This window comes from Pseudomonas taiwanensis (assembly GCF_013393345.1).
Lineage (GTDB): Bacteria > Pseudomonadota > Gammaproteobacteria > Pseudomonadales > Pseudomonadaceae > Metapseudomonas > Metapseudomonas resinovorans_C.
On the sequence record NZ_QJRF01000076.1, the window covers coordinates 34,142 to 52,304 of the forward strand.

General features: G+C 65.0%; 15 protein-coding genes. 13 read left to right on the plus strand and 2 right to left on the minus strand.

The window, feature by feature from the left end:
- Positions 1-353 precede the first annotated feature (353 nt).
- The 12 genes from DM872_RS31000 to DM872_RS27440 all read left to right on the plus strand — a co-directional run bounded on the left by DM872_RS31000 (position 354) and on the right by DM872_RS27440 (position 15,824).
- Complete coding sequence (locus DM872_RS31000; RefSeq protein ID WP_373273748.1) at positions 354-1,397, plus strand: methyl-accepting chemotaxis protein; 1,044 nt, start codon at positions 354-356, stop codon at positions 1,395-1,397.
- Between the two features lie 186 nt (positions 1,398-1,583).
- Positions 1,584-3,362, plus strand: coding sequence for a protein-disulfide reductase DsbD (locus DM872_RS27390; RefSeq protein WP_179062351.1), 1,779 nt, complete (start codon positions 1,584-1,586; stop codon positions 3,360-3,362).
- Positions 3,363-3,483: 121 nt separating this feature from the next.
- Positions 3,484-3,927: a type II 3-dehydroquinate dehydratase gene (aroQ, locus tag DM872_RS27395; protein WP_179062352.1), complete on the plus strand. Its 444-nt coding sequence runs from the start codon at positions 3,484-3,486 to the stop codon at positions 3,925-3,927.
- Between the two features lie 24 nt (positions 3,928-3,951).
- Complete coding sequence (gene accB / locus DM872_RS27400) at positions 3,952-4,416, plus strand: acetyl-CoA carboxylase biotin carboxyl carrier protein (RefSeq protein ID WP_179062353.1); 465 nt, start codon at positions 3,952-3,954, stop codon at positions 4,414-4,416.
- 17 nt (positions 4,417-4,433) lie between these two features.
- Positions 4,434-5,783: an acetyl-CoA carboxylase biotin carboxylase subunit gene (accC, locus tag DM872_RS27405; protein ID WP_179062354.1), complete on the plus strand. Its 1,350-nt coding sequence runs from the start codon at positions 4,434-4,436 to the stop codon at positions 5,781-5,783.
- 124 nt (positions 5,784-5,907) lie between these two features.
- Positions 5,908-6,786, plus strand: a complete 879-nt coding sequence (gene prmA / locus DM872_RS27410) for a 50S ribosomal protein L11 methyltransferase (protein ID WP_179062355.1) — start codon at positions 5,908-5,910, stop codon at positions 6,784-6,786.
- Between the two features lie 49 nt (positions 6,787-6,835).
- A complete protein-coding gene (locus tag DM872_RS27415; RefSeq protein ID WP_179062356.1) occupies positions 6,836-8,212 on the plus strand; it encodes a DUF3426 domain-containing protein in 1,377 nt (458 codons plus the stop codon).
- 173 nt (positions 8,213-8,385) lie between these two features.
- Complete coding sequence (gene dusB, locus DM872_RS27420; protein ID WP_179062357.1) at positions 8,386-9,381, plus strand: tRNA dihydrouridine synthase DusB; 996 nt, start codon at positions 8,386-8,388, stop codon at positions 9,379-9,381.
- Positions 9,378-9,698 (plus strand): DNA-binding transcriptional regulator Fis, encoded by a 321-nt coding sequence (gene fis / locus DM872_RS27425; RefSeq protein ID WP_028630726.1) that lies wholly within the window; start codon positions 9,378-9,380, stop codon positions 9,696-9,698. Before dusB ends, fis begins: the two co-directional genes overlap by 4 nt.
- Positions 9,699-9,811: 113 nt before the next feature.
- Positions 9,812-11,419, plus strand: a complete 1,608-nt coding sequence (purH, locus tag DM872_RS27430; protein WP_179062358.1) for a bifunctional phosphoribosylaminoimidazolecarboxamide formyltransferase/IMP cyclohydrolase — start codon at positions 9,812-9,814, stop codon at positions 11,417-11,419.
- Positions 11,420-11,645: 226 nt separating this feature from the next.
- Entirely contained in the window at positions 11,646-12,935 is a 1,290-nt protein-coding gene (gene purD / locus DM872_RS27435) for a phosphoribosylamine--glycine ligase (protein WP_179062359.1), read from the plus strand.
- Positions 12,936-13,046: 111 nt separating this feature from the next.
- Positions 13,047-15,824, plus strand: coding sequence for a hybrid sensor histidine kinase/response regulator (locus DM872_RS27440; RefSeq protein ID WP_179062360.1), 2,778 nt, complete (start codon positions 13,047-13,049; stop codon positions 15,822-15,824).
- Between the two features lie 114 nt (positions 15,825-15,938).
- Here DM872_RS27440 and DM872_RS27445 read toward each other — a convergent pair whose 3' ends face one another.
- Positions 15,939-17,018, minus strand: coding sequence for a WD40/YVTN/BNR-like repeat-containing protein (locus tag DM872_RS27445; protein ID WP_179062361.1), 1,080 nt, complete (start codon positions 17,016-17,018; stop codon positions 15,939-15,941).
- A 21-nt stretch (positions 17,019-17,039) separates the two neighbouring features.
- Positions 17,040-17,309 carry a MoaD/ThiS family protein gene (locus DM872_RS27450; protein WP_179062362.1) on the minus strand — a complete coding sequence of 90 codons (270 nt, stop codon included), beginning with the start codon at positions 17,307-17,309 and terminating at the stop codon, positions 17,040-17,042.
- Between the two features lie 139 nt (positions 17,310-17,448).
- On the opposite strand from DM872_RS27450, the gene DM872_RS27455 reads away from it, so the two are divergent.
- The gene (locus DM872_RS27455) at positions 17,449-18,045 is read left to right on the plus strand and encodes a MarC family protein (RefSeq protein ID WP_179062363.1); all 597 of its coding nucleotides are present in this window, start codon (positions 17,449-17,451) and stop codon (positions 18,043-18,045) included.
- Positions 18,046-18,163: the final 118 nt, after the last annotated feature.

Consider the following 18,163-nt stretch of genomic DNA (forward strand, 5'->3'; position numbering starts at 1 on the left):
AGGCCCTGGGTCGCGACAGCGCTCGGCTGGACCAACTGCCCCTGCTCGGCGTGGCCGACAGCAGCAGCTCCGCCGCCGATGACTTCGCCGCGATGATGGGCCTGGAGAGCAGCAGCGAAACCAGCCAGGCCGAAGATCGCGGCATCGCCCTCAAGCGCGAATTGGGCGGCCTGCTCAAGCGCTACCCGGGAGAACTGGCGCGCACCCGCGATCTGATCCAGCGACGCAACGAGCTCGCCGCGGCCACCGACCAACGCGTGGATGCCCTGCAGACCGCGCTGGCCGCCCTGGAGCCCGAAGTGCGCGCCGAACACGGGCGCATCCAGGCTGAAGTGCGCATCATGCAAGGCCTGATGATCGGCCTGATCCTGCTCATCGCCCTGTGCATCGACCGCATCCAGCGCCGCCTGACCCAGGTGCTCGGGCGCCTGGTCAGCGCCTTGGGAGCCTGGGCCGCTGGCGATTTCAGCCGCCCTATCGCCCTGGGCTCCAGCACGCTCGACCTGCGCCGCATCGAAGACTCGCTCAATCGCCTGCGCGACTACCTTGGCGAACTGGTGGGCACCATTCGCCAGCACGCCGAGAAAGTCGCCGGCAGCAGCAGTACCCTGGCCGATCTGAACAACGGACTCCACGCCGGCGCCGAAGACCAGGCGGGGGGTACCGCGCAGATTCGCGACGCCCTGGGCGAACTGGAAAACACCATCCAGCAGGTGGCCGGCGATGCCAGCCTGGCCGCCGATGCCAGCCGCGCCGCGGGACTGGCCGTGGAGCAGGGGCAGAGCGTGATCGACCAGAGCCTCGCCGGCCTGCACCAGTTGGTGGGCGAAGTGCAGAACAACGCCCAGGCCGTGGAACGCCTGGCCGAAGAGACCGAAACCATCGACAAGGTGCTGACGGTGATTCGCGGCATCGCCGAGCAGACCAACCTGCTGGCGCTCAACGCCGCCATCGAGGCGGCGCGCGCGGGTGAAATGGGCCGGGGCTTCGCGGTCGTCGCCGAGGAAGTGCGTTCGCTTTCACAGCGCACCGCAGGCGCCACGGCGGAGATCCAGCAGCTGATCGCGCGTCTCCAGCAGGCGGCGCGGCAATCGGTCGATGCCATGCGTATCCAGGTCGAACACGCCGAAGCCAGTGCCGAACAGGCTGCCGCCGCCGATGGCGCGCTGGTGGAGGTGGTCAGCGCGATTCGCACCATTGCCAGCATGGCCGAGCGCATTGCCGATGCGACCGCACAGCAGACCGGCGCGGTCGGTGACATCCGCGACCATAGCGAACAGATTCATCAGCTCGGCGGCAGCAACCTCGCCCGCATCGACGAAAGCCGCAGCCAGGGCGAGCGCCTGCTGCGCCTGGGCGGCGAACTGCACACCGCCGTGCAGGCCTTCCGCGTCTGACCAAACGGCGCGATTGGCTTTTCCGTAGGAGCGAGCTTGCTCGCGAAACACGCTTCGCGAGCAAGCTCGCTCCTACCCTGCGCAACCCGACCTTTCACGCCGAGGACAAAACCGCTTACGCCGGGAGCCTGCAGGAAGCCGTCGAGGTCCGCTATGATGCGGGCATTTTCCACCCAAGAGACCTCCATGCGCCGTCTGCTGAGCCTGATCCTTCTGCTGGTGGCCCTGCCCGCCGCCGCAGGGTTGCTGGACAACCGCCCGAGCCCGAACCTGGGTGCCTCCCTCAATAACAGTGGCGACTTCCTGCCGGTTCGCGAGGCCTTCCGTCTCAGCCTCGTGGAAAGCACACCCACCTTGGTGAAGCTGCGTTTCACCAATGCCGAGGGCTACTACCTCTATCGCCATCGTTTCCAGTTCCGCGCCGAGCCCGTCAACAGCGGCCTGGGCCAGGCCGTACTACCGCCCGGCAAGCACAAGACCGACGAATTCTTCGGCGATGTCGAGGTGTATTACGGCGTCACCGACATCAACCTGCCAGTGGACCCGACACGCAAGGCGCCCACCGAATTGCGGGTGACCTACCAGGGTTGCGCCGACAAGGGCCTGTGCTATCCGCCGGAAACCGAAGTCATCGAACTGGCCGAATCCGGCCCTACCAGCGGTATCGCCGAACTGGGCAGCAGCTCCGCCAGCAAGGGCTGGAGCTGGCACGAACTGGCATTGTTCTTCCTCGCCGGCCTCGGACTGACCTTCACCCCCTGCGTGCTGCCGATGCTGCCGATCCTCTCCGGCGTGGTCCTGCGCGGACAGGCGGGCGGCGGGCGCGGCCTGGTGCTGTCGCTGGCCTACGTCCTGCCGATGGCCGCCTGCTTCGCCCTGCTGGGGGCGCTGATGGGCGTGTTCGGCGCCGAACTCAATCTTCAAGCGCGCCTGCAGTCGCCCTGGGTACTGGTGCCCTTCGCGGCGTTCTTCACCGCCTTCGCCCTGGCCATGTTCGGCCTCTATGAATTGCGCCTGCCGCGTTTCATCAGCGGCCCGCTGGATTCCCTGGCCGGCAGCACCAAGGGCGGCTCGATCTGGAGCGCCGCACTGCTCGGCGTCGTCTCCAGCCTGCTCGTCTCGCCCTGCGTCTCCGCGCCGCTGGCCGGAGCCCTGCTCTATATCAGTGCAAGCGGTGATGCGCTGGGTGGCGGCCTCAAGCTCTTCGCCCTCGGCCTGGGCATGGGCGCCCCGCTGGTCCTGTTCGCCACCGGCGGCGGCGCATTGCTGCCCAAGGCCGGGCAATGGATGGTCAGCGTACGGAATGCATTCGGCGTTCTGCTGCTGGCGGTCGCGGTGTGGATGCTCGAACGCGTTCTGCCCGGCCCGCTGGCGCTGGGCCTCTGGGGCCTGCTGGCCGGCGGCGTGGCGCTGTTCCTCGGCGCTCTCGAGTTCACCCCGAAGGCGCCGCGCGAGCGCCTGGGTCAACTGGCTGGCCTGGTCCTGCTGGTGTACGCGGTGGCCGCCTGGTCGGGCGCGCTCAAGGGCGAATCCGATCCGCTGCGTCCCCTGGGCCGCGCGCCCCTGGCTGGTGCACCGTCCGTCGCCCCAACCGCTGGCGAATGGCAGACGATCAAGACCCCGGCGGAGCTGACGGGGGTCCTCGCGGAAGCCAAAGGCTCTGGCCAGCCCCTGCTGCTGGACTGGTATGCCGACTGGTGCATTAGTTGCAAGCTCATCGAGCGTGAAGTCCTCACTGCCACGGAGGTTACCTCGCAGCTGGGCGGCTATCGCCTCATCCGCTTCGACATGACCGAGAGCAACGCGGAACAACGCGCCCTGCTCGACCACTACAAGCTGTTCGGGCCACCGGCCATCCTGTTCTTCAACGGCAAGGGTGACGAATTGGTCGAACTGCGTGTCGTAGGTGAAGTCGATGCCAAGGCCTTCGCCGCCCGCCTGCAACAGGCGAATGCATCGCGCTGATGCAGCAACGTCATATATTTGCCGTAAACACCGGGCATCTTGTCGACTATTGTTGGCAACTGGACAGCCTTTTCGGCTATCCGGCATAGTGCCGCCTGGCCTCCAATAAGGAACAAACAGCATGGCCACCCTGCTCGTCCTGCATGGTCCCAACCTCAACCTGCTGGGCACCCGCGAACCCGATAAGTACGGGGCCACCACCCTGGCCGAGATCAACCAGGACCTGGAGCGCCGCGCTCGCGAGGCTGGCCATCACCTGATGTACCTGCAAAGCAATGCCGAGTACGAATTGATCGACCGGATTCATGCGGCCCGCAGTGAAGGAGTGGACTTCATCCTCATCAATCCTGCTGCTTTCACGCACACAAGTGTCGCCCTACGTGACGCATTGCTCGCAGTGAGCATCCCATTCATCGAAGTGCACCTGTCCAACGTGCACAAACGTGAACCTTTCCGCCATCACTCCTACTTCTCCGACGTAGCCGTGGGAGTGATCTGCGGTCTGGGCGCCACCGGCTACCGCCTGGCCCTGGACGCGGCGCTAGAACACCTTGAACGCCCCTGACCTCACCCCGGGAGTTGATGATTAATGGATATCCGTAAAGTCAAGAAACTGATCGAACTGCTGGAAGAGTCCGGTATCGACGAACTGGAGATCCGCGAGGGCGAAGAGTCCGTGCGCATCAGCCGTCACAGCAACAAGGCCTTCGCGGCCCAGCCGATCTATGCCGCTGCCCCGGCGCCGGTCGCAGCCCCCGTTGCTGCTGCCGCTCCGGCCGCCGCCGCTGAAGCCGCTGCCCCGGCAGCACCGAAGCTGAACGGCAATGTCGTGCGCTCGCCGATGGTCGGCACCTTCTACCGCGCGGCCTCCCCGACCTCCGGCAACTTCGTCGAAGTCGGCCAGAGCGTGAAGAAAGGCGACATCCTCTGCATCGTCGAAGCCATGAAGATGATGAACCACATCGAAGCTGAAGCCAGTGGCGTGATCGAATCCGTCCTCGTGGAAAATGGTCAGCCGGTTGAGTACGACCAGCCGCTGTTCACCATCGTCTGAACCACGGAGAGCCTGCGATGTTGGAAAAAGTCCTGATCGCCAACCGTGGCGAGATCGCCCTGCGCATCCTGCGCGCCTGCAAGGAACTGGGCATCAAGACGGTGGCGGTGCATTCCACGGCCGACCGTGAACTGATGCACCTGTCCCTGGCCGACGAGACCGTTTGCATCGGCCCGGCTTCGGCAGCCCAGTCCTACCTGAACATCCCGGCGATCATCAGCGCCGCCGAAGTCACCGGCGCCACTGCTATCCACCCGGGTTACGGCTTCCTCGCCGAGAACGCCGACTTCGCCGAGCAGGTGGAGAACTCCGGCTTCGCCTTCATCGGCCCGAAAGCCGACACCATTCGCCTGATGGGCGACAAGGTATCGGCCAAGGACGCCATGAAGCGCTCCGGCGTCCCGACCGTGCCGGGTTCCGACGGCCCGCTGCCGGAAGACGAAGAAACCGCCATCGCCATTGCCCGTGAAGTAGGCTATCCGGTGATCATCAAGGCCGCCGGCGGCGGCGGTGGTCGCGGCATGCGCGTGGTATTCGAGGAAGAAGAGCTGATCAAGTCGGCCAAGCTGACCCGCACCGAAGCCGGTGCTGCGTTCGGCAACTCCATGGTCTACCTGGAGAAGTTCCTCACCAACCCGCGCCACGTCGAAGTCCAGGTCCTGTCCGACGGCCAGGGCAACGCCATTCACCTCGGTGACCGTGACTGCTCCCTGCAGCGCCGCCACCAGAAGGTGCTGGAAGAAGCCCCAGCCCCCGGCATCGACGAGAAGGCTCGCGCCGAAGTGCTGGACCGCTGCGTCCAGGCCTGCATCGAGATCGGCTACCGCGGCGCCGGCACCTTCGAGTTCCTCTACGAGAACGGTCGCTTCTACTTCATCGAGATGAACACTCGCGTGCAGGTGGAGCACCCGGTTACCGAAATGGTCACCGGCATCGACATCGTCAAGGAAATGCTCAGCATCGCTGCCGGCAACAAGCTGTCGATCAAGCAGGACGACGTGGTCATCCGTGGCCATGCGCTGGAATGCCGGATCAACGCCGAAGACCCGGACAACTTCATGCCGAGCCCCGGCAAGGTGACCTACTTCCACGCCCCGGGTGGCAACGGCGTTCGCGTGGATTCGCACCTGTACAGCGGTTACGCGGTTCCGCCGAACTACGACTCGCTGATCGGCAAGCTGATCACCTATGGCAAGGACCGCGACGAAGCCATGGCGCGCATGCGCAATGCGCTCGACGAGATCGTCGTTGACGGGATCAAGACCAACATCCCGCTGCACCGCGACCTCACTCGCGACAAGGGTTTCTGCAAGGGTGGGATCAACATCCACTACCTTGAAAAGAAACTCGGCATGGACAAGCACTGATCCAGGGTGCCTGATCCACGACACAGGGGCTGCCATATGGTGGCCCTTGTGTTTTTCCGGCCTGTGCTCAAGTAAGCTTGCGCGCCTGCCGCACGTGCACGCTGAATTTTCAAGAGGTCCCGCCATGCCCTGGTTACAAGTTCGACTCGCCATCACCCCGGAACAGGCGGAAACCTACGAGGACGCCCTGCTGGAAGTGGGCGCCGTCTCGGTAACCTTCATGGACGCCGAAGACCAGCCGATCTTCGAACCGGACCTCGGCACCACCCCACTCTGGTCCAACACCCACCTGCTCGCCCTGTTCGAGGCCGACACCGACGAAGCCAGCCTGGTGGCACACCTGGAACTGCTGACCGGTGGCGCGCTGCCGGAGCACCAGATCGAACGCATCGAAGACCAGGATTGGGAACGCAGCTGGATGGACAACTTCCAGCCCATGCGCTTCGGCCGTCGCCTGTGGATCGTGCCGAGCTGGCACGATGCCCCGGAACCGGGCGCGGTGAACCTCCTGCTGGACCCGGGCCTGGCCTTCGGCACCGGCACGCACCCGACCACCGCCCTGTGCCTGGAATGGCTGGACGGCCAGGAACTCGACGACTGCGAAGTCCTGGACTTCGGCTGCGGCTCGGGCATTCTCGCCATCGCCGCGCTGCTCCTGGGCGCACGCCAGGCCGTCGGCACCGACATCGACCCGCAAGCCCTGGAAGCCTCCCGCGACAACGCCTCGCGCAACGGCATCGACCCGGCGCGCTTCCCGGTCTACCTGCCGGCCGACCTGCCAGCCAAACCCGCCGAAGTGGTGGTGGCCAACATCCTCGCCGGCCCGCTGGTCTCGCTGGCTCCGCAGATCACCAGCCTGGTTGCGCCCGGTGGACGCCTGGCACTGTCGGGCATCCTTGCCGAGCAGGCCGAGGAAGTACGCGCCGCCTACACCGACGCCTTCGACCTCGATCCCACCGCGGAGAAGGACGGCTGGGTACGCATCAGTGGCGTGCGCCGCTGAAAGCCAGCAGATCGAGTAAAATAGCCTTTCGTTTCGACCGGATCGCCGCATGACCGACAGCTTCGTCACCCAGTGCCCGCATTGCCAGACCAGTTTCCGCGTCAGCCGCGCACAGCTGGCCGTTGCCCACGGCGCCGTGCGCTGCGGGGCCTGTCTGCATGTATTCAATGCGGCTCAGCAGCTGTTGGCGGCCAAGGGCCAGGCGGCGATCCCGGCAACTCCGAAAGCCAAACCTGCAGCACCGGCAGTGCCACCCAGGCCGGCAGCTCCCCAGGCACCGGCAGCCCCAGTGCCCAGCGTCGCCACCGTCCTCAAGCCGCCGGTTGCGCCGCAGACGCCGTCGGCCACACCGGCCAGTAGCGATACGCTGTGGATTCACGACGACCTGGATCTCGACAGTCTCGACCTGGACGAAGAACTCGCCAAGCTGGAGCAGGAAGAACAGCGCCTGTCCCGCGACCTGCTGGGTCCCGCCGCAGCGCAACGGGCCGAAGCGCAACCCGCGCCGCGCCACGACGAGGGTTGGGCCGAAGCCCTGCTTGAGGCCGAGGAACGCAACCCGCCTGAGGAGCTGGCAGCCGAGCGGGACGACGATTTCGAAGCCGAACCTGAGACCGATTTCGACCTGCGTGCCGAGCCTGTTGCCGAGCCGGTGAGTCGCACTCCGGCGGAACCGCCCAGGCCCGCCCCCGCAGAGCGCACCGAGCCCAGCCTGTCCATGGACCTCGTGGAAGACGAGCCCGGTCCGGAATTCAGCCTGGGTTCCGCCCGCGACGACGAACCCGAAGACCTGCGCGACGACTTCGACGATGAGCCGGACGCACCGCCGGCGACCGAGCCCGTGCGCCCACAGCACCAGCGCAACGAACCCGCCCTTCGCGAGGACGGCCTGCTCGACCTCAATGAGGAGCCGCTGCAGCTGGACTGGCAGGAAAGCAGGCGCCCCTGGGGCCGCTGGATCGGCTGGCTCCTGCTGAACCTGATCGCGATCGGCGCACTGGCCACGCAGTACATCTGGTACCACTTCGATGAACTGGCCCGACAGGACCAGTACCGCCCCTGGTTCCAGCAGATCTGCCCGGAAATCGGCTGCCAGTTGCCCTCAAAGGTGGATATCGACCTGATCAAGAGCAGCAACCTCGTGGTGCGCAGCCATCCCGAGTTCTCCGGCGCGCTGGTAGTGGACGCCATCCTCTACAACCGCGCCACCTTCGCCCAGCCTTTCCCGCTGCTGGAACTACGCTTTGCCGATATCAATGGCCAACTGCTGGCCAGCCGTCGTTTCAAGCCGGGCGAATACCTTTCCGGCGAACTGGCCGGACAGGCGGAAATGCCTCCGCAAACCCCAATCCACATCAGCCTGGACATCCTCGATCCGGGCACCAAGGCCGTGAACTACAGCCTCAGTTTCCACTCCCCCGAATAAGCTGGAGACGCCGGATTCCGGAGTCTCCAGGCAATTCCTAACTCCCGGCGATAAGCACAGGGCTGTTCAGATTTTGTTCAAAACAGCCTTTATCCAGTCACCGAGAGCGGGTATCATGCCCACCCTTTTTCGAACTCCCCCAGCACTCAGCAGGCCCCAAACAGGGAAGACCTATGTCGGCGGTTAGCATTGGCCCTTATGCCTTGCCCAATCCGGTGATTCTCGCCCCCATGGCGGGTGTGACCGACAGGCCGTTCCGCCTACTTTGCCGCCGCCTCGGTGCCGGCATGGTGGTATCGGAGATGGTCACCAGCGACGTGCGCCTGTGGAACAGCCGCAAGTCGCGGCTGCGCCTGCTCCACGAGGGAGATCCGGAGCCCCGCTCCGTCCAGATAGCCGGTGGTGATCCGGAGATGCTGGCGGAAGCGGCCAAGGCCAATGTTGAACTCGGTGCACAGATCATCGACATCAACATGGGCTGCCCGGCGAAGAAGGTCTGCAACAAGGCCGCAGGCTCGGCGCTGATGAAGGACGAAGCCCTGGTGGCCGACATCCTCAACGCTGTGGTCAAGGCCGTCGATGTACCCGTCACCCTGAAGATCCGCACCGGTTGGGACCGATCGAACAGGAACGGCATCAATGTGGCGAAGATCGCCGAACAGGCCGGTATCCAGGCCCTGGCCGTCCACGGCCGGACCCGCGCCGACCTGTACACAGGCGAAGCCGAGTACGACACCATCGCGGCGATCAAGCAGGCGGTGTCCATTCCGGTCTTTGCCAACGGCGATATCGATTCGCCACAGAAAGCCAAGCAGGTTCTCGACGCCACCGGCGCCGATGCCCTGCTGATCGGTCGAGCGGCCCAGGGGCGACCCTGGATTTTCCGCGAGATCGCGCATTACCTGGCGACCGGTGAACTACTACCGGCACCAGGCTTGATCGAAGTGGAACAGATACTGCTGGAGCACCTGGCCGCACTGCACGCCTTCTACGGCGACGAGATGGGCGTTCGCATCGCCCGCAAGCATGTCGGCTGGTATCTGGCAACCCTGCCGGGCGCCAGGGAGTTTCGCGCCAAGTTCAATCGTTTGGAGTCCACGGACGCGCAGTGCGCCAACGTTCGGGAGTTCTTCACCGAGCGTCATAACGAAGGGGAAAAGGCCGCATGACGACGATGACCGAGAATTTTTTTGATGGGGCAACACCCGTGAGTGACAACGCCAACCTGAAGCAGCACCTGACGGCACCGACCGCTGAGGGCCAGACCCTTCGCGGCAGCGTCGAAAAGGCACTGCACAACTATTTCGCCCATCTTGAGGGCGCCGCCGTCACGGACGTGTACAACCTGGTGCTTTCCGAAGTGGAAGCGCCGCTGCTGGAATCCGTGATGAATTACGTCAAGGGTAACCAGACCAAGGCTTCCGAAATGCTCGGCCTCAACCGGGGCACGCTGCGCAAGAAGCTCAAGCAATACGACCTGCTTTGACCGGCGGGAGCTGGAAGCCGGAAGCCTGAAGCGGGAAAACCCCGACGATCACGCTTCCGGCTTTCAGTTTCAGGCCTGACCGCTTAACCCTCTCCCACTCGAATGGTTCCGAAATGACCGACCAGACCACCCGCCTTCCCGTACGCCGCGCCCTGATCAGCGTCTCCGACAAGACCGGCATCGTCGAATTCGCCCGTGAACTGGCTGCCCTTGGCGTGGAAATCCTTTCCACCGGCGGCACCTACAAGCTGCTCAAGGACAACGCCATCGCTGCCGTGGAAGTCGCTGACTACACCGGCTTCCCGGAAATGATGGACGGCCGCGTGAAGACCCTGCACCCGAAGATCCACGGTGGCATCCTCGGTCGTCGCGACCTCGACGGCGCGGTCATGGAACAGCACGGCATCAAGCCGATCGACCTGGTTGCGGTCAACCTCTACCCCTTCGAAGCCACCGTCGCCAAGCCTGACTGCGACCTGCCGAACGCGATCGAGAACATCGACATCGGCGGCCCGACCATGGTCCGCAGCGCCGCGAAGAACCACAAGGACGTCGCCATCGTCGTCAACGCCAGCGACTACGCCAGCGTCCTCGAAGGCCTGAAGGCCGGCGGCCTCACCTACGCCCAGCGTTTCGACCTGGCCCTCAAGGCGTTCGAGCACACCTCCGCCTACGACGGCATGATCGCCAACTACCTGGGCACCATCGACCAGGCGCGCGACACCCTGTCCACTGAAGACCGCGGCGCCTTCCCGCGCACCTTCAACAGCCAGTTCGTCAAGGCCCAGGAAATGCGCTACGGCGAGAACCCGCACCAGAGCGCGGCGTTCTACGTGGAAGCGAAGAAGGGCGAGGCCAGCGTCTCCACCGCCGTGCAATTGCAGGGCAAGGAACTCTCCTTCAACAACGTGGCCGACACCGACGCCGCGCTGGAATGCGTGAAGAGCTTCGTCAAGCCGGCCTGCGTCATCGTCAAGCACGCCAACCCGTGCGGCGTCGCCGTGGTACCGGAAAACGAAGGCGGCATCCGCAAGGCCTATGACCTGGCCTACGCCACCGATACCGAATCCGCCTTCGGCGGCATCATTGCCTTCAACCGCGAGCTGGACGGCGAAACCGCCAAGGCCATCGTCGAGCGCCAGTTCGTCGAAGTGATCATCGCCCCGAAAATCTCCGCTGCCGCCCGCGAAGTGGTCGCCGCCAAAGCCAACGTCCGCCTGCTGGAATGCGGCGAATGGCCGGCCGAACGCGCTGCTGGCTGGGACTTCAAACGCGTCAACGGTGGCCTGCTGGTGCAGAGCCGCGACATCGGCATGATCACCGCCTCCGACCTGAAGATCGTGACCCAGCGCGCCCCGAGCGAGCAGGAAATCCACGACCTGATCTTCGCCTGGAAAGTGGCCAAGTTCGTCAAGTCCAACGCCATCGTCTACGCCAAGAACCGTCAGACCGTCGGTGTTGGCGCCGGCCAGATGAGCCGCGTCAACTCCGCCCGCATCGCCGCCATCAAGGCCGAGCATGCCGGTCTTGAGGTGAAAGGTGCGGTCATGGCTTCCGACGCCTTCTTCCCCTTCCGCGACGGCATCGACAACGCGGCCAAGGCCGGCATCACCGCGGTGATCCAGCCGGGTGGTTCCATGCGTGACAACGAAGTGATCGCCGCCGCCGACGAAGCCGGAATCGCAATGGTATTCACCGGCATGCGCCACTTCCGCCACTGAGTGGCAGGGACGCACTGAAGCAGGCATCTGCTGTGTTGTCCGGCCCTTCCCCAATGCTCATTGCCAGAAGGCAACTCCGCTTGGTGAAGGACCGGACGCCTTGCATCTACCCGCTCCATCGCGCCCCCTGAAGTCCGTCGTAGAAGATTCGTAGCTTTTGTAGGGTGGATAACGCTCTTCTTATCCACCAAACGGGCCGCAGGCCCGCCTCCTGAAGGAGAATTCAATGAACGTACTCATCATCGGCAGCGGCGGTCGTGAACACGCCCTGGCCTGGAAAGTGGCCCAGGACCCGCGCGTCGAGAAGGTCTTCGTCGCCCCGGGCAACGCCGGCACCGCGACCGAAGCCAAGTGCGAAAACGTCGCCATCGACGTACTGGCCCTGGAACAACTGGCCGACTTCGCCGCCAAGAACGTGCAGCTGACCATCGTCGGCCCGGAAGCGCCGCTGGTGAAAGGCGTGGTCGACCTGTTCCGCTCGCGCGGCCTGGATATCTTCGGCCCCACCGCCGGTGCCGCCCAGCTGGAAGGCTCCAAGGCCTTCACCAAGGACTTCCTGGCGCGCCACAAGATCCCCACCGCCGACTACCAGAACTTCACCGAGGTTGAGCCTGCACTGGCCTACCTGCGCGAGAAAGGCGCCCCGATCGTGATCAAGGCCGACGGCCTGGCCGCCGGCAAGGGCGTGATCGTCGCCATGACCCTGGCCGAGGCCGAAGACGCCGTGCGCGACATGCTCGCCGGCAATGCCTTCGGTGACGCCGGTTCGCGCGTGGTGATCGAGGAATTTCTCGATGGCGAGGAAGCCAGCTTCATCGTCATGGTCGACGGCCAGAACGTGCTGCCCATGGCCACCAGCCAGGACCACAAGCGCGTCGGCGACGGCGACAGCGGCCCGAATACCGGCGGCATGGGCGCCTATTCCCCGGCCCCGGTGGTCACCGCCGACGTGCACCAGCGCGTGATGGACGAAGTCATCTACCCGACCGTGCGTGGCATGGCCCAGGAAGGCAACGTCTACACCGGCTTCCTCTACGCCGGCCTGATGATCGACAAGAGCGGCGCGCCCAAGGTCATCGAATTCAACTGCCGCTTCGGCGACCCGGAAACCCAGCCCATCATGGTGCGTCTGGAAAGCTCCCTGGTCCTGCTGGTCGAGGCCGCCCTGGCCAAGGCCCTGGACAAGGTCGAAGCCACCTGGGACCCGCGCCCAACCGTAGGCGTGGTACTGGCCGCAGGCGGCTACCCGGGCGACTACGCCAAGGGTGACGTCATCGAAGGTCTGGAAGACGCCGCAGCCCTGGACGGCAAGGTGTTCCATGCCGGCACCGCGCTGAAGGACGGCAACATCGTCACCGCCGGCGGCCGCGTGCTCTGTGCCACGGCCATCGGCGCCAGCGTGTCCGATGCGCAGCAGCAGGCCTATCGACTGGCGGAGAAAATCCGCTGGAACGGCTGCTTCTATCGCAAAGATATCGGCTACCGGGCCATTGCCCGGGAACGTGGCGAAGGGTAAGAAGTCATTAAATAGTGCTCACCAAGGCGGCCCGATGGCCGCCTTGGTCATATTCCGCACGAGAAGGCCTTGACTATAATCCGGCCACTCACCCACGAAGGGACCTCGAACGTGCCCCGGCTCAGGATTGCCACAGGATTGATCGCCAGCCTGCTGCTGGCCCTGTTTTATCTGCTGCCCGCCCAAGCGGCCGGGGAGCGGCAGTGGAGCATGCTGCTCGATCCGAGCGCCAACCTGCAGCTGCAGGAAATCCGCACCCAGCAGGCCCTTTCCCAGTTCACCCCGGTCGACCTCGACCAGCTCTACACCCCTGGTGGCACCAGCGCACTCTGGTTGCATTACCGCCTTCCCGCGAGCCAGCACGAACAGATGCTGCGGGTCTTCGCACCCTATCTGGCCTATCTCGACCTCTATGTCCTCAAGGGCGATGAACTGGTCGCCCACACGCGCACCGGCAGCCGCCTGCCCTTCAGCGAGCGCCCGTTGCCCAGCCGCGACTTCCTCCTGCCGCTTCCGGTGCAACAGGAGCCGCTGGACATCTACCTGCGCATGGCCTCGGAACATGCCTTGCGCCCGACCGTGGAGCTGCGTTCCTCGGCGCTGATGGCTGCGGACGACACCCGCCCACTGCTCTTTGGCCTGCTGCTCGGCGGCCTGGCCATGCTCGTGTACTACAACCTGGTGCGCTACGCGTATTCCCGCGCCGCCGTCAGCCTCTGGCTTGCCGCTGCGCAAGGCTGCCTGATGGTCACTGGCGTCAGCCTGCTGGGCATCAGTTCGCCCTGGCTGGGTGACTGGCAGAGCGCACAACCGCAGATCGCCAATCTCTCCATGCTGATGGCCATGGTCTGCGCCCTGGGCTTCACCCTCAGCTTCTTCCGCAAGGTCTGTCCGAGCACGCCCCTGTCCGGCCTGCTGCTGGGTGAGATCCTGCTGATCAGCCTCACCGCCGCCCTGCTGCTGATCGTCACCGAGTTGCAGTTCAACCAGCTGGTCTATGTGATGGCGGCCATCGCCAGCCTCAGCATGTTCGTGTTCGCCATCCTCCACTGGCGCCAGGGCTATCGCCCGGCACGGCTGTTCAGCCTGGCGCTGGGCGTGTTCTGCGTGGCCATCCTCGGTGCCCTGCCCGCCCTGTTCGGCTACTGGCAGCTGCAATCCGACTGGCTGGCCTACTCCCTGCTGGCGATCTCCACGATCAGCGGCGTGTTCCTCAGCATGGCCCTGAGCGAACGCCAGCGGCGCATCCAGAACGAGGTCTTCAGCGCCAGCCGTGCCCTTGCCGCCAGCTCGGCCGAACTCAAGGCCAAGGGCGAATTCCTCGCCAAGATCAGCCATGAAATCCGCACGCCGATGAACGGCGTGCTGGGCATGACCGAGCTGCTCCTCGGCACCCCGCTGTCGGCCAAGCAGCGTGACTACGTGCAGACCATCCACAGCTCCGGCAATGAACTGCTCACCCTGATCAACGAAATCCTCGACATTTCGAAGCTGGAATCCGGGCAGATCGAACTGGACGACGTGCAGTTCGACCTCAATGCCCTGATCGATGACTGCCTCGACATCTTCCGCGCCAAGGCCGAGCAGCAGCGGGTCGAACTCATCAGCTTCATGCAGCCCCAGGTTCCCCGTGTGATCAGCGGCGACCCCACGCGCCTGCGACAGATTCTCCTGAGCCTGCTGGACAACGCCTTCAAGCAGACCGATGAGGGTGAAATCCTGCTGGTGGTAGCCCTGGACAACAGCAGCGCCCAACCGCGCCTGCGCATCGCCGTGCAGGACAGCGGCCGTCCGCTGGAGGCTGGTGAGCGCACCGCCCTGCTCAATGCTGAAGTGCAGAGCAGCGACTTCCTCGCCTCCTCCAAGCTCGGCGGCCGACTCGGCCTGGTCATCGCCCGCCAGCTGGTGCGCCTGATGGAAGGCGAATTCGGCATCCAGAGCGGTGCAGGACAAGGCAGCACACTCTGGCTCACCCTGCCGCTCGACGCCCAGCACCTGATACGCCCCACCGCCGACCTCGACAGCCCGCTGGAAGGCGCGCGCCTGCTCGTGGTGGACGACAACGACACCTGCCGCAAGGTGCTGGTCCAGCAATGCGGCGCCTGGGGCCTGCAGGTCAGCGCCGTGCCGTCCGGCAAGGAAGCCCTGGCCCTGCTGCGCACCAAGGCCCACCTGCGCGAGTACTTCGACGTGGTCCTGCTGGACCAGGACATGCCCGGCATGACCGGCATGCAGCTGGCCGCCAAGATCAAGGAAGACCCGAGCCTCAACCACGACATCCTGATCATCATGCTCACCGGCATCAGCAACGCGCCGAGCAAGATCATCGCGCGCAACGCCGGCATCAAGCGCATCCTCGCCAAGCCGGTGGCGGGCTACACGCTGAAGACCACGCTGGCCGACGAACTCAACCAGCGCAAGGACGGCGGCTCGATCTCCCTGCCGGGTTCCCAGGTCAGCGAACCGCTGCACGTCCCCACCGACTTCCGCATCCTGGTCGCGGAAGACAACAGCATTTCCACGAAGGTCATTCGCGGCATGCTGAGCAAGCTCAACCTCGAACCGGACACCGCCAGCAACGGCGAGGAAGCCCTCAGCGCGATGAAGAACCAGCACTATGACCTGGTGTTGATGGATTGCGAGATGCCGGTGCTGGATGGCTTCACCGCCACCGAAATGCTGCGCCACTGGGAAAACCTGGAGCAGCGTCCGCGCACCCCGGTGGTCGCACTGACCGCCCATATCCTCAGCGAACACAAGGAACGCGCCCGCCTCTCCGGCATGGACGGCCACATGGCCAAGCCGGTGGAACTGTCGCAACTGCGCGAGCTGATCGAGTACTGGGTGGCCGAGAAGGAAATGCGCGACCGCCACGCGATGCATAGCTGACGGTTCTCCAGCCTTGTTGGTGGGCTGAAGCCCACCCTGTGGGGGCGATTTCAATCGCTATGCGAACCGCAGGTTCGCCCTTCAAATCTTCCAAGGGGCCTCTGACCGGCCCCGCTACCCCCACCTCACCGCAAAAATCGGCGGCAAATGCCCCGCCACCAGCGTCCAGCTGTCACCCTGATCCTCCGACACCCACAGATGGCCGGTGGTGGAGCCCATCGCCAGGCACTGCCCGCTGCCATCCACGTCCAGCCCATGTCGATACACCAGGTCGTAGCAGAGCTGCTGCGGCAGCCCCTGCTCCAGCACGTCGAAATGCTTGCCGCCATCCCGTGTACGAGTGACCCGCAGGCGCTGGTCGGCCGGGACGCGGCATTCGTCCTTCACCGCCGGCACGAACCAGGCGCAGTCGGGATCGGACGGATGCACCGCCACAGCGAAGCCGAAGGTCGACGGCCCGGCCTGGGGAATTTCCCGCCACTTCAACCCGCGATCAGCGCTCACGAAGATGCCGTTGTGGTGCTGCACCCAAAGTCGATCCGGGTCCGCCGGACAGGCCACCATGCGATGCGGGTCCTGAATGTCCGGCTCCTCGGCGCGCTCGGGCGGCATATAGGCCGCGCGCATGCCACGGGTGCGGTAGTTCCAGCTGGCGCCTTCGTCCTCGCTGTGCCAAACGCCGCCGCAGGACACTGCCAGGGTCAGGTGCCGGCTGTTGCGCGGATCGACGCAGATGGAGTGGATGCCCGGCTGGTCGTAGCCGCCACCGAACCAGTTGGCCCGCTCCGGGCGGCTCCAGAGGCTGTCCACCAGGCTCCATGAAGCACCATGGTCGCGGGACCTGAACAACCCGCCGGGAATGGTCCCGGCCCACAGGGTTCCGGGTTGGTCCGCGCCACCCGGCTCAAGGCACCAGATCATTTCGACCGAGGGCCCATCCTCGCCCTCGTCCGCCTGGGCAAAGGCAGGGGCGGCGATCTCCTCCCAGTTCAGCCCGCCATCTGCCGAGCGCCACAGCTTGGGGCCGAAGTGCCCGAGATGCAGGGCCGCGTAGAGGCGTCCATCGCGCGGGTCGGCCAGCAACATGCTCACCGGCTCGCCGAGAAAATCCTGGCGCACGAGGCGCCAGCCATCGCCCTCCTTCTCGAATCGCAGCAGGCCCTTGCGGGTCGCCACATGGATGCATCGGCTCATTGGTCCTTCTCCTTGTACGGCTCAGCCGCCGGACAGCGCCTGGACAACGAAGATGTCGCTGGACGGCCCCACCGGATCACTGAGGTGGCGGCGGTCGCTGACCTGCTGGGCATCGACGAAGATCGCCACATGCCGGCGCAGGCGGCCCTGGTCGTCCAGCAGGTAGCTGCGCAGGCGCGGATTGGCCACGAAAGCGGCTTCCAGCGCTTCGGCCACGGAAACCGCCGTGACGTCCAGCTCGGGGACGTCGAGGTGACGTTGCAGGTTGGGAGTGAAGCTCATATGCGCCATCAACGGCTCCCTGCGCGACGAAACGACCCGGTGGGGGAAGGTATAGCCGACCCCGGTGGCGCGGTTATAGTTGTGCGCCCAATGGCAGGGCAGCCTCTACACTCATCAGCGGCCCTCGCAGTCACGAACGGATGCCCCCATGCTCGAAAGCCTTTCCAGCCTGTACCTGAAGATGCTGGTGCTCTACAGCCCCTTCTTCGTGCTCTCCTGCTTCATCAGCCTGACCCGTGGCTACACGGTGAAGGAGCGCAAGAAACTCGCCTGGAAAGTCGCCCTGGGCACCTTGATCGCCAGTGCCCTGCTCTACCTGTTCGGCCAGGCCATCTTCAATGTCTTCGGCATCACCATCGACGCCTTCCGCATCGGCGCCGGCACCGTGCTGTTCATCTCCGCCCTCGGCATGGCCCAGGGCAAGCCGGCCGTGCAGGCGGACAACGTGCAGCAGGACGTCACCATCGTGCCGTTGACCATTCCGCTCACGGTCGGCCCCGGCACCATCGGCGCCATGCTGGTAATGGGTGCCGGACACGTGCACTGGAACGACAAGCTCACCGCCCTTATCGCCATCGCCATCGCCGCCGTCACCGTGGGCGCCATCCTCTACCTGTCCGACCACATCGAACGCATCCTCGGCGACCAGGGCCTGCAGATCGTCAGCCGCCTGATGGGCCTGTTCGTCTGCGCCCTGGCCGCGCAGATCATCTTCACCGGGGTGAAGAACTACCTGGTGCTGTAGCTCCGTACCCTCTAGCGCAGTCCCCGTAGGATGGGTTGAGGTACGAAACCCATGCGGGCCATGGTCGATGGGTATCGCTGCGCTCAACCACCGCACATTGCACCAGCCAATGCCCCTT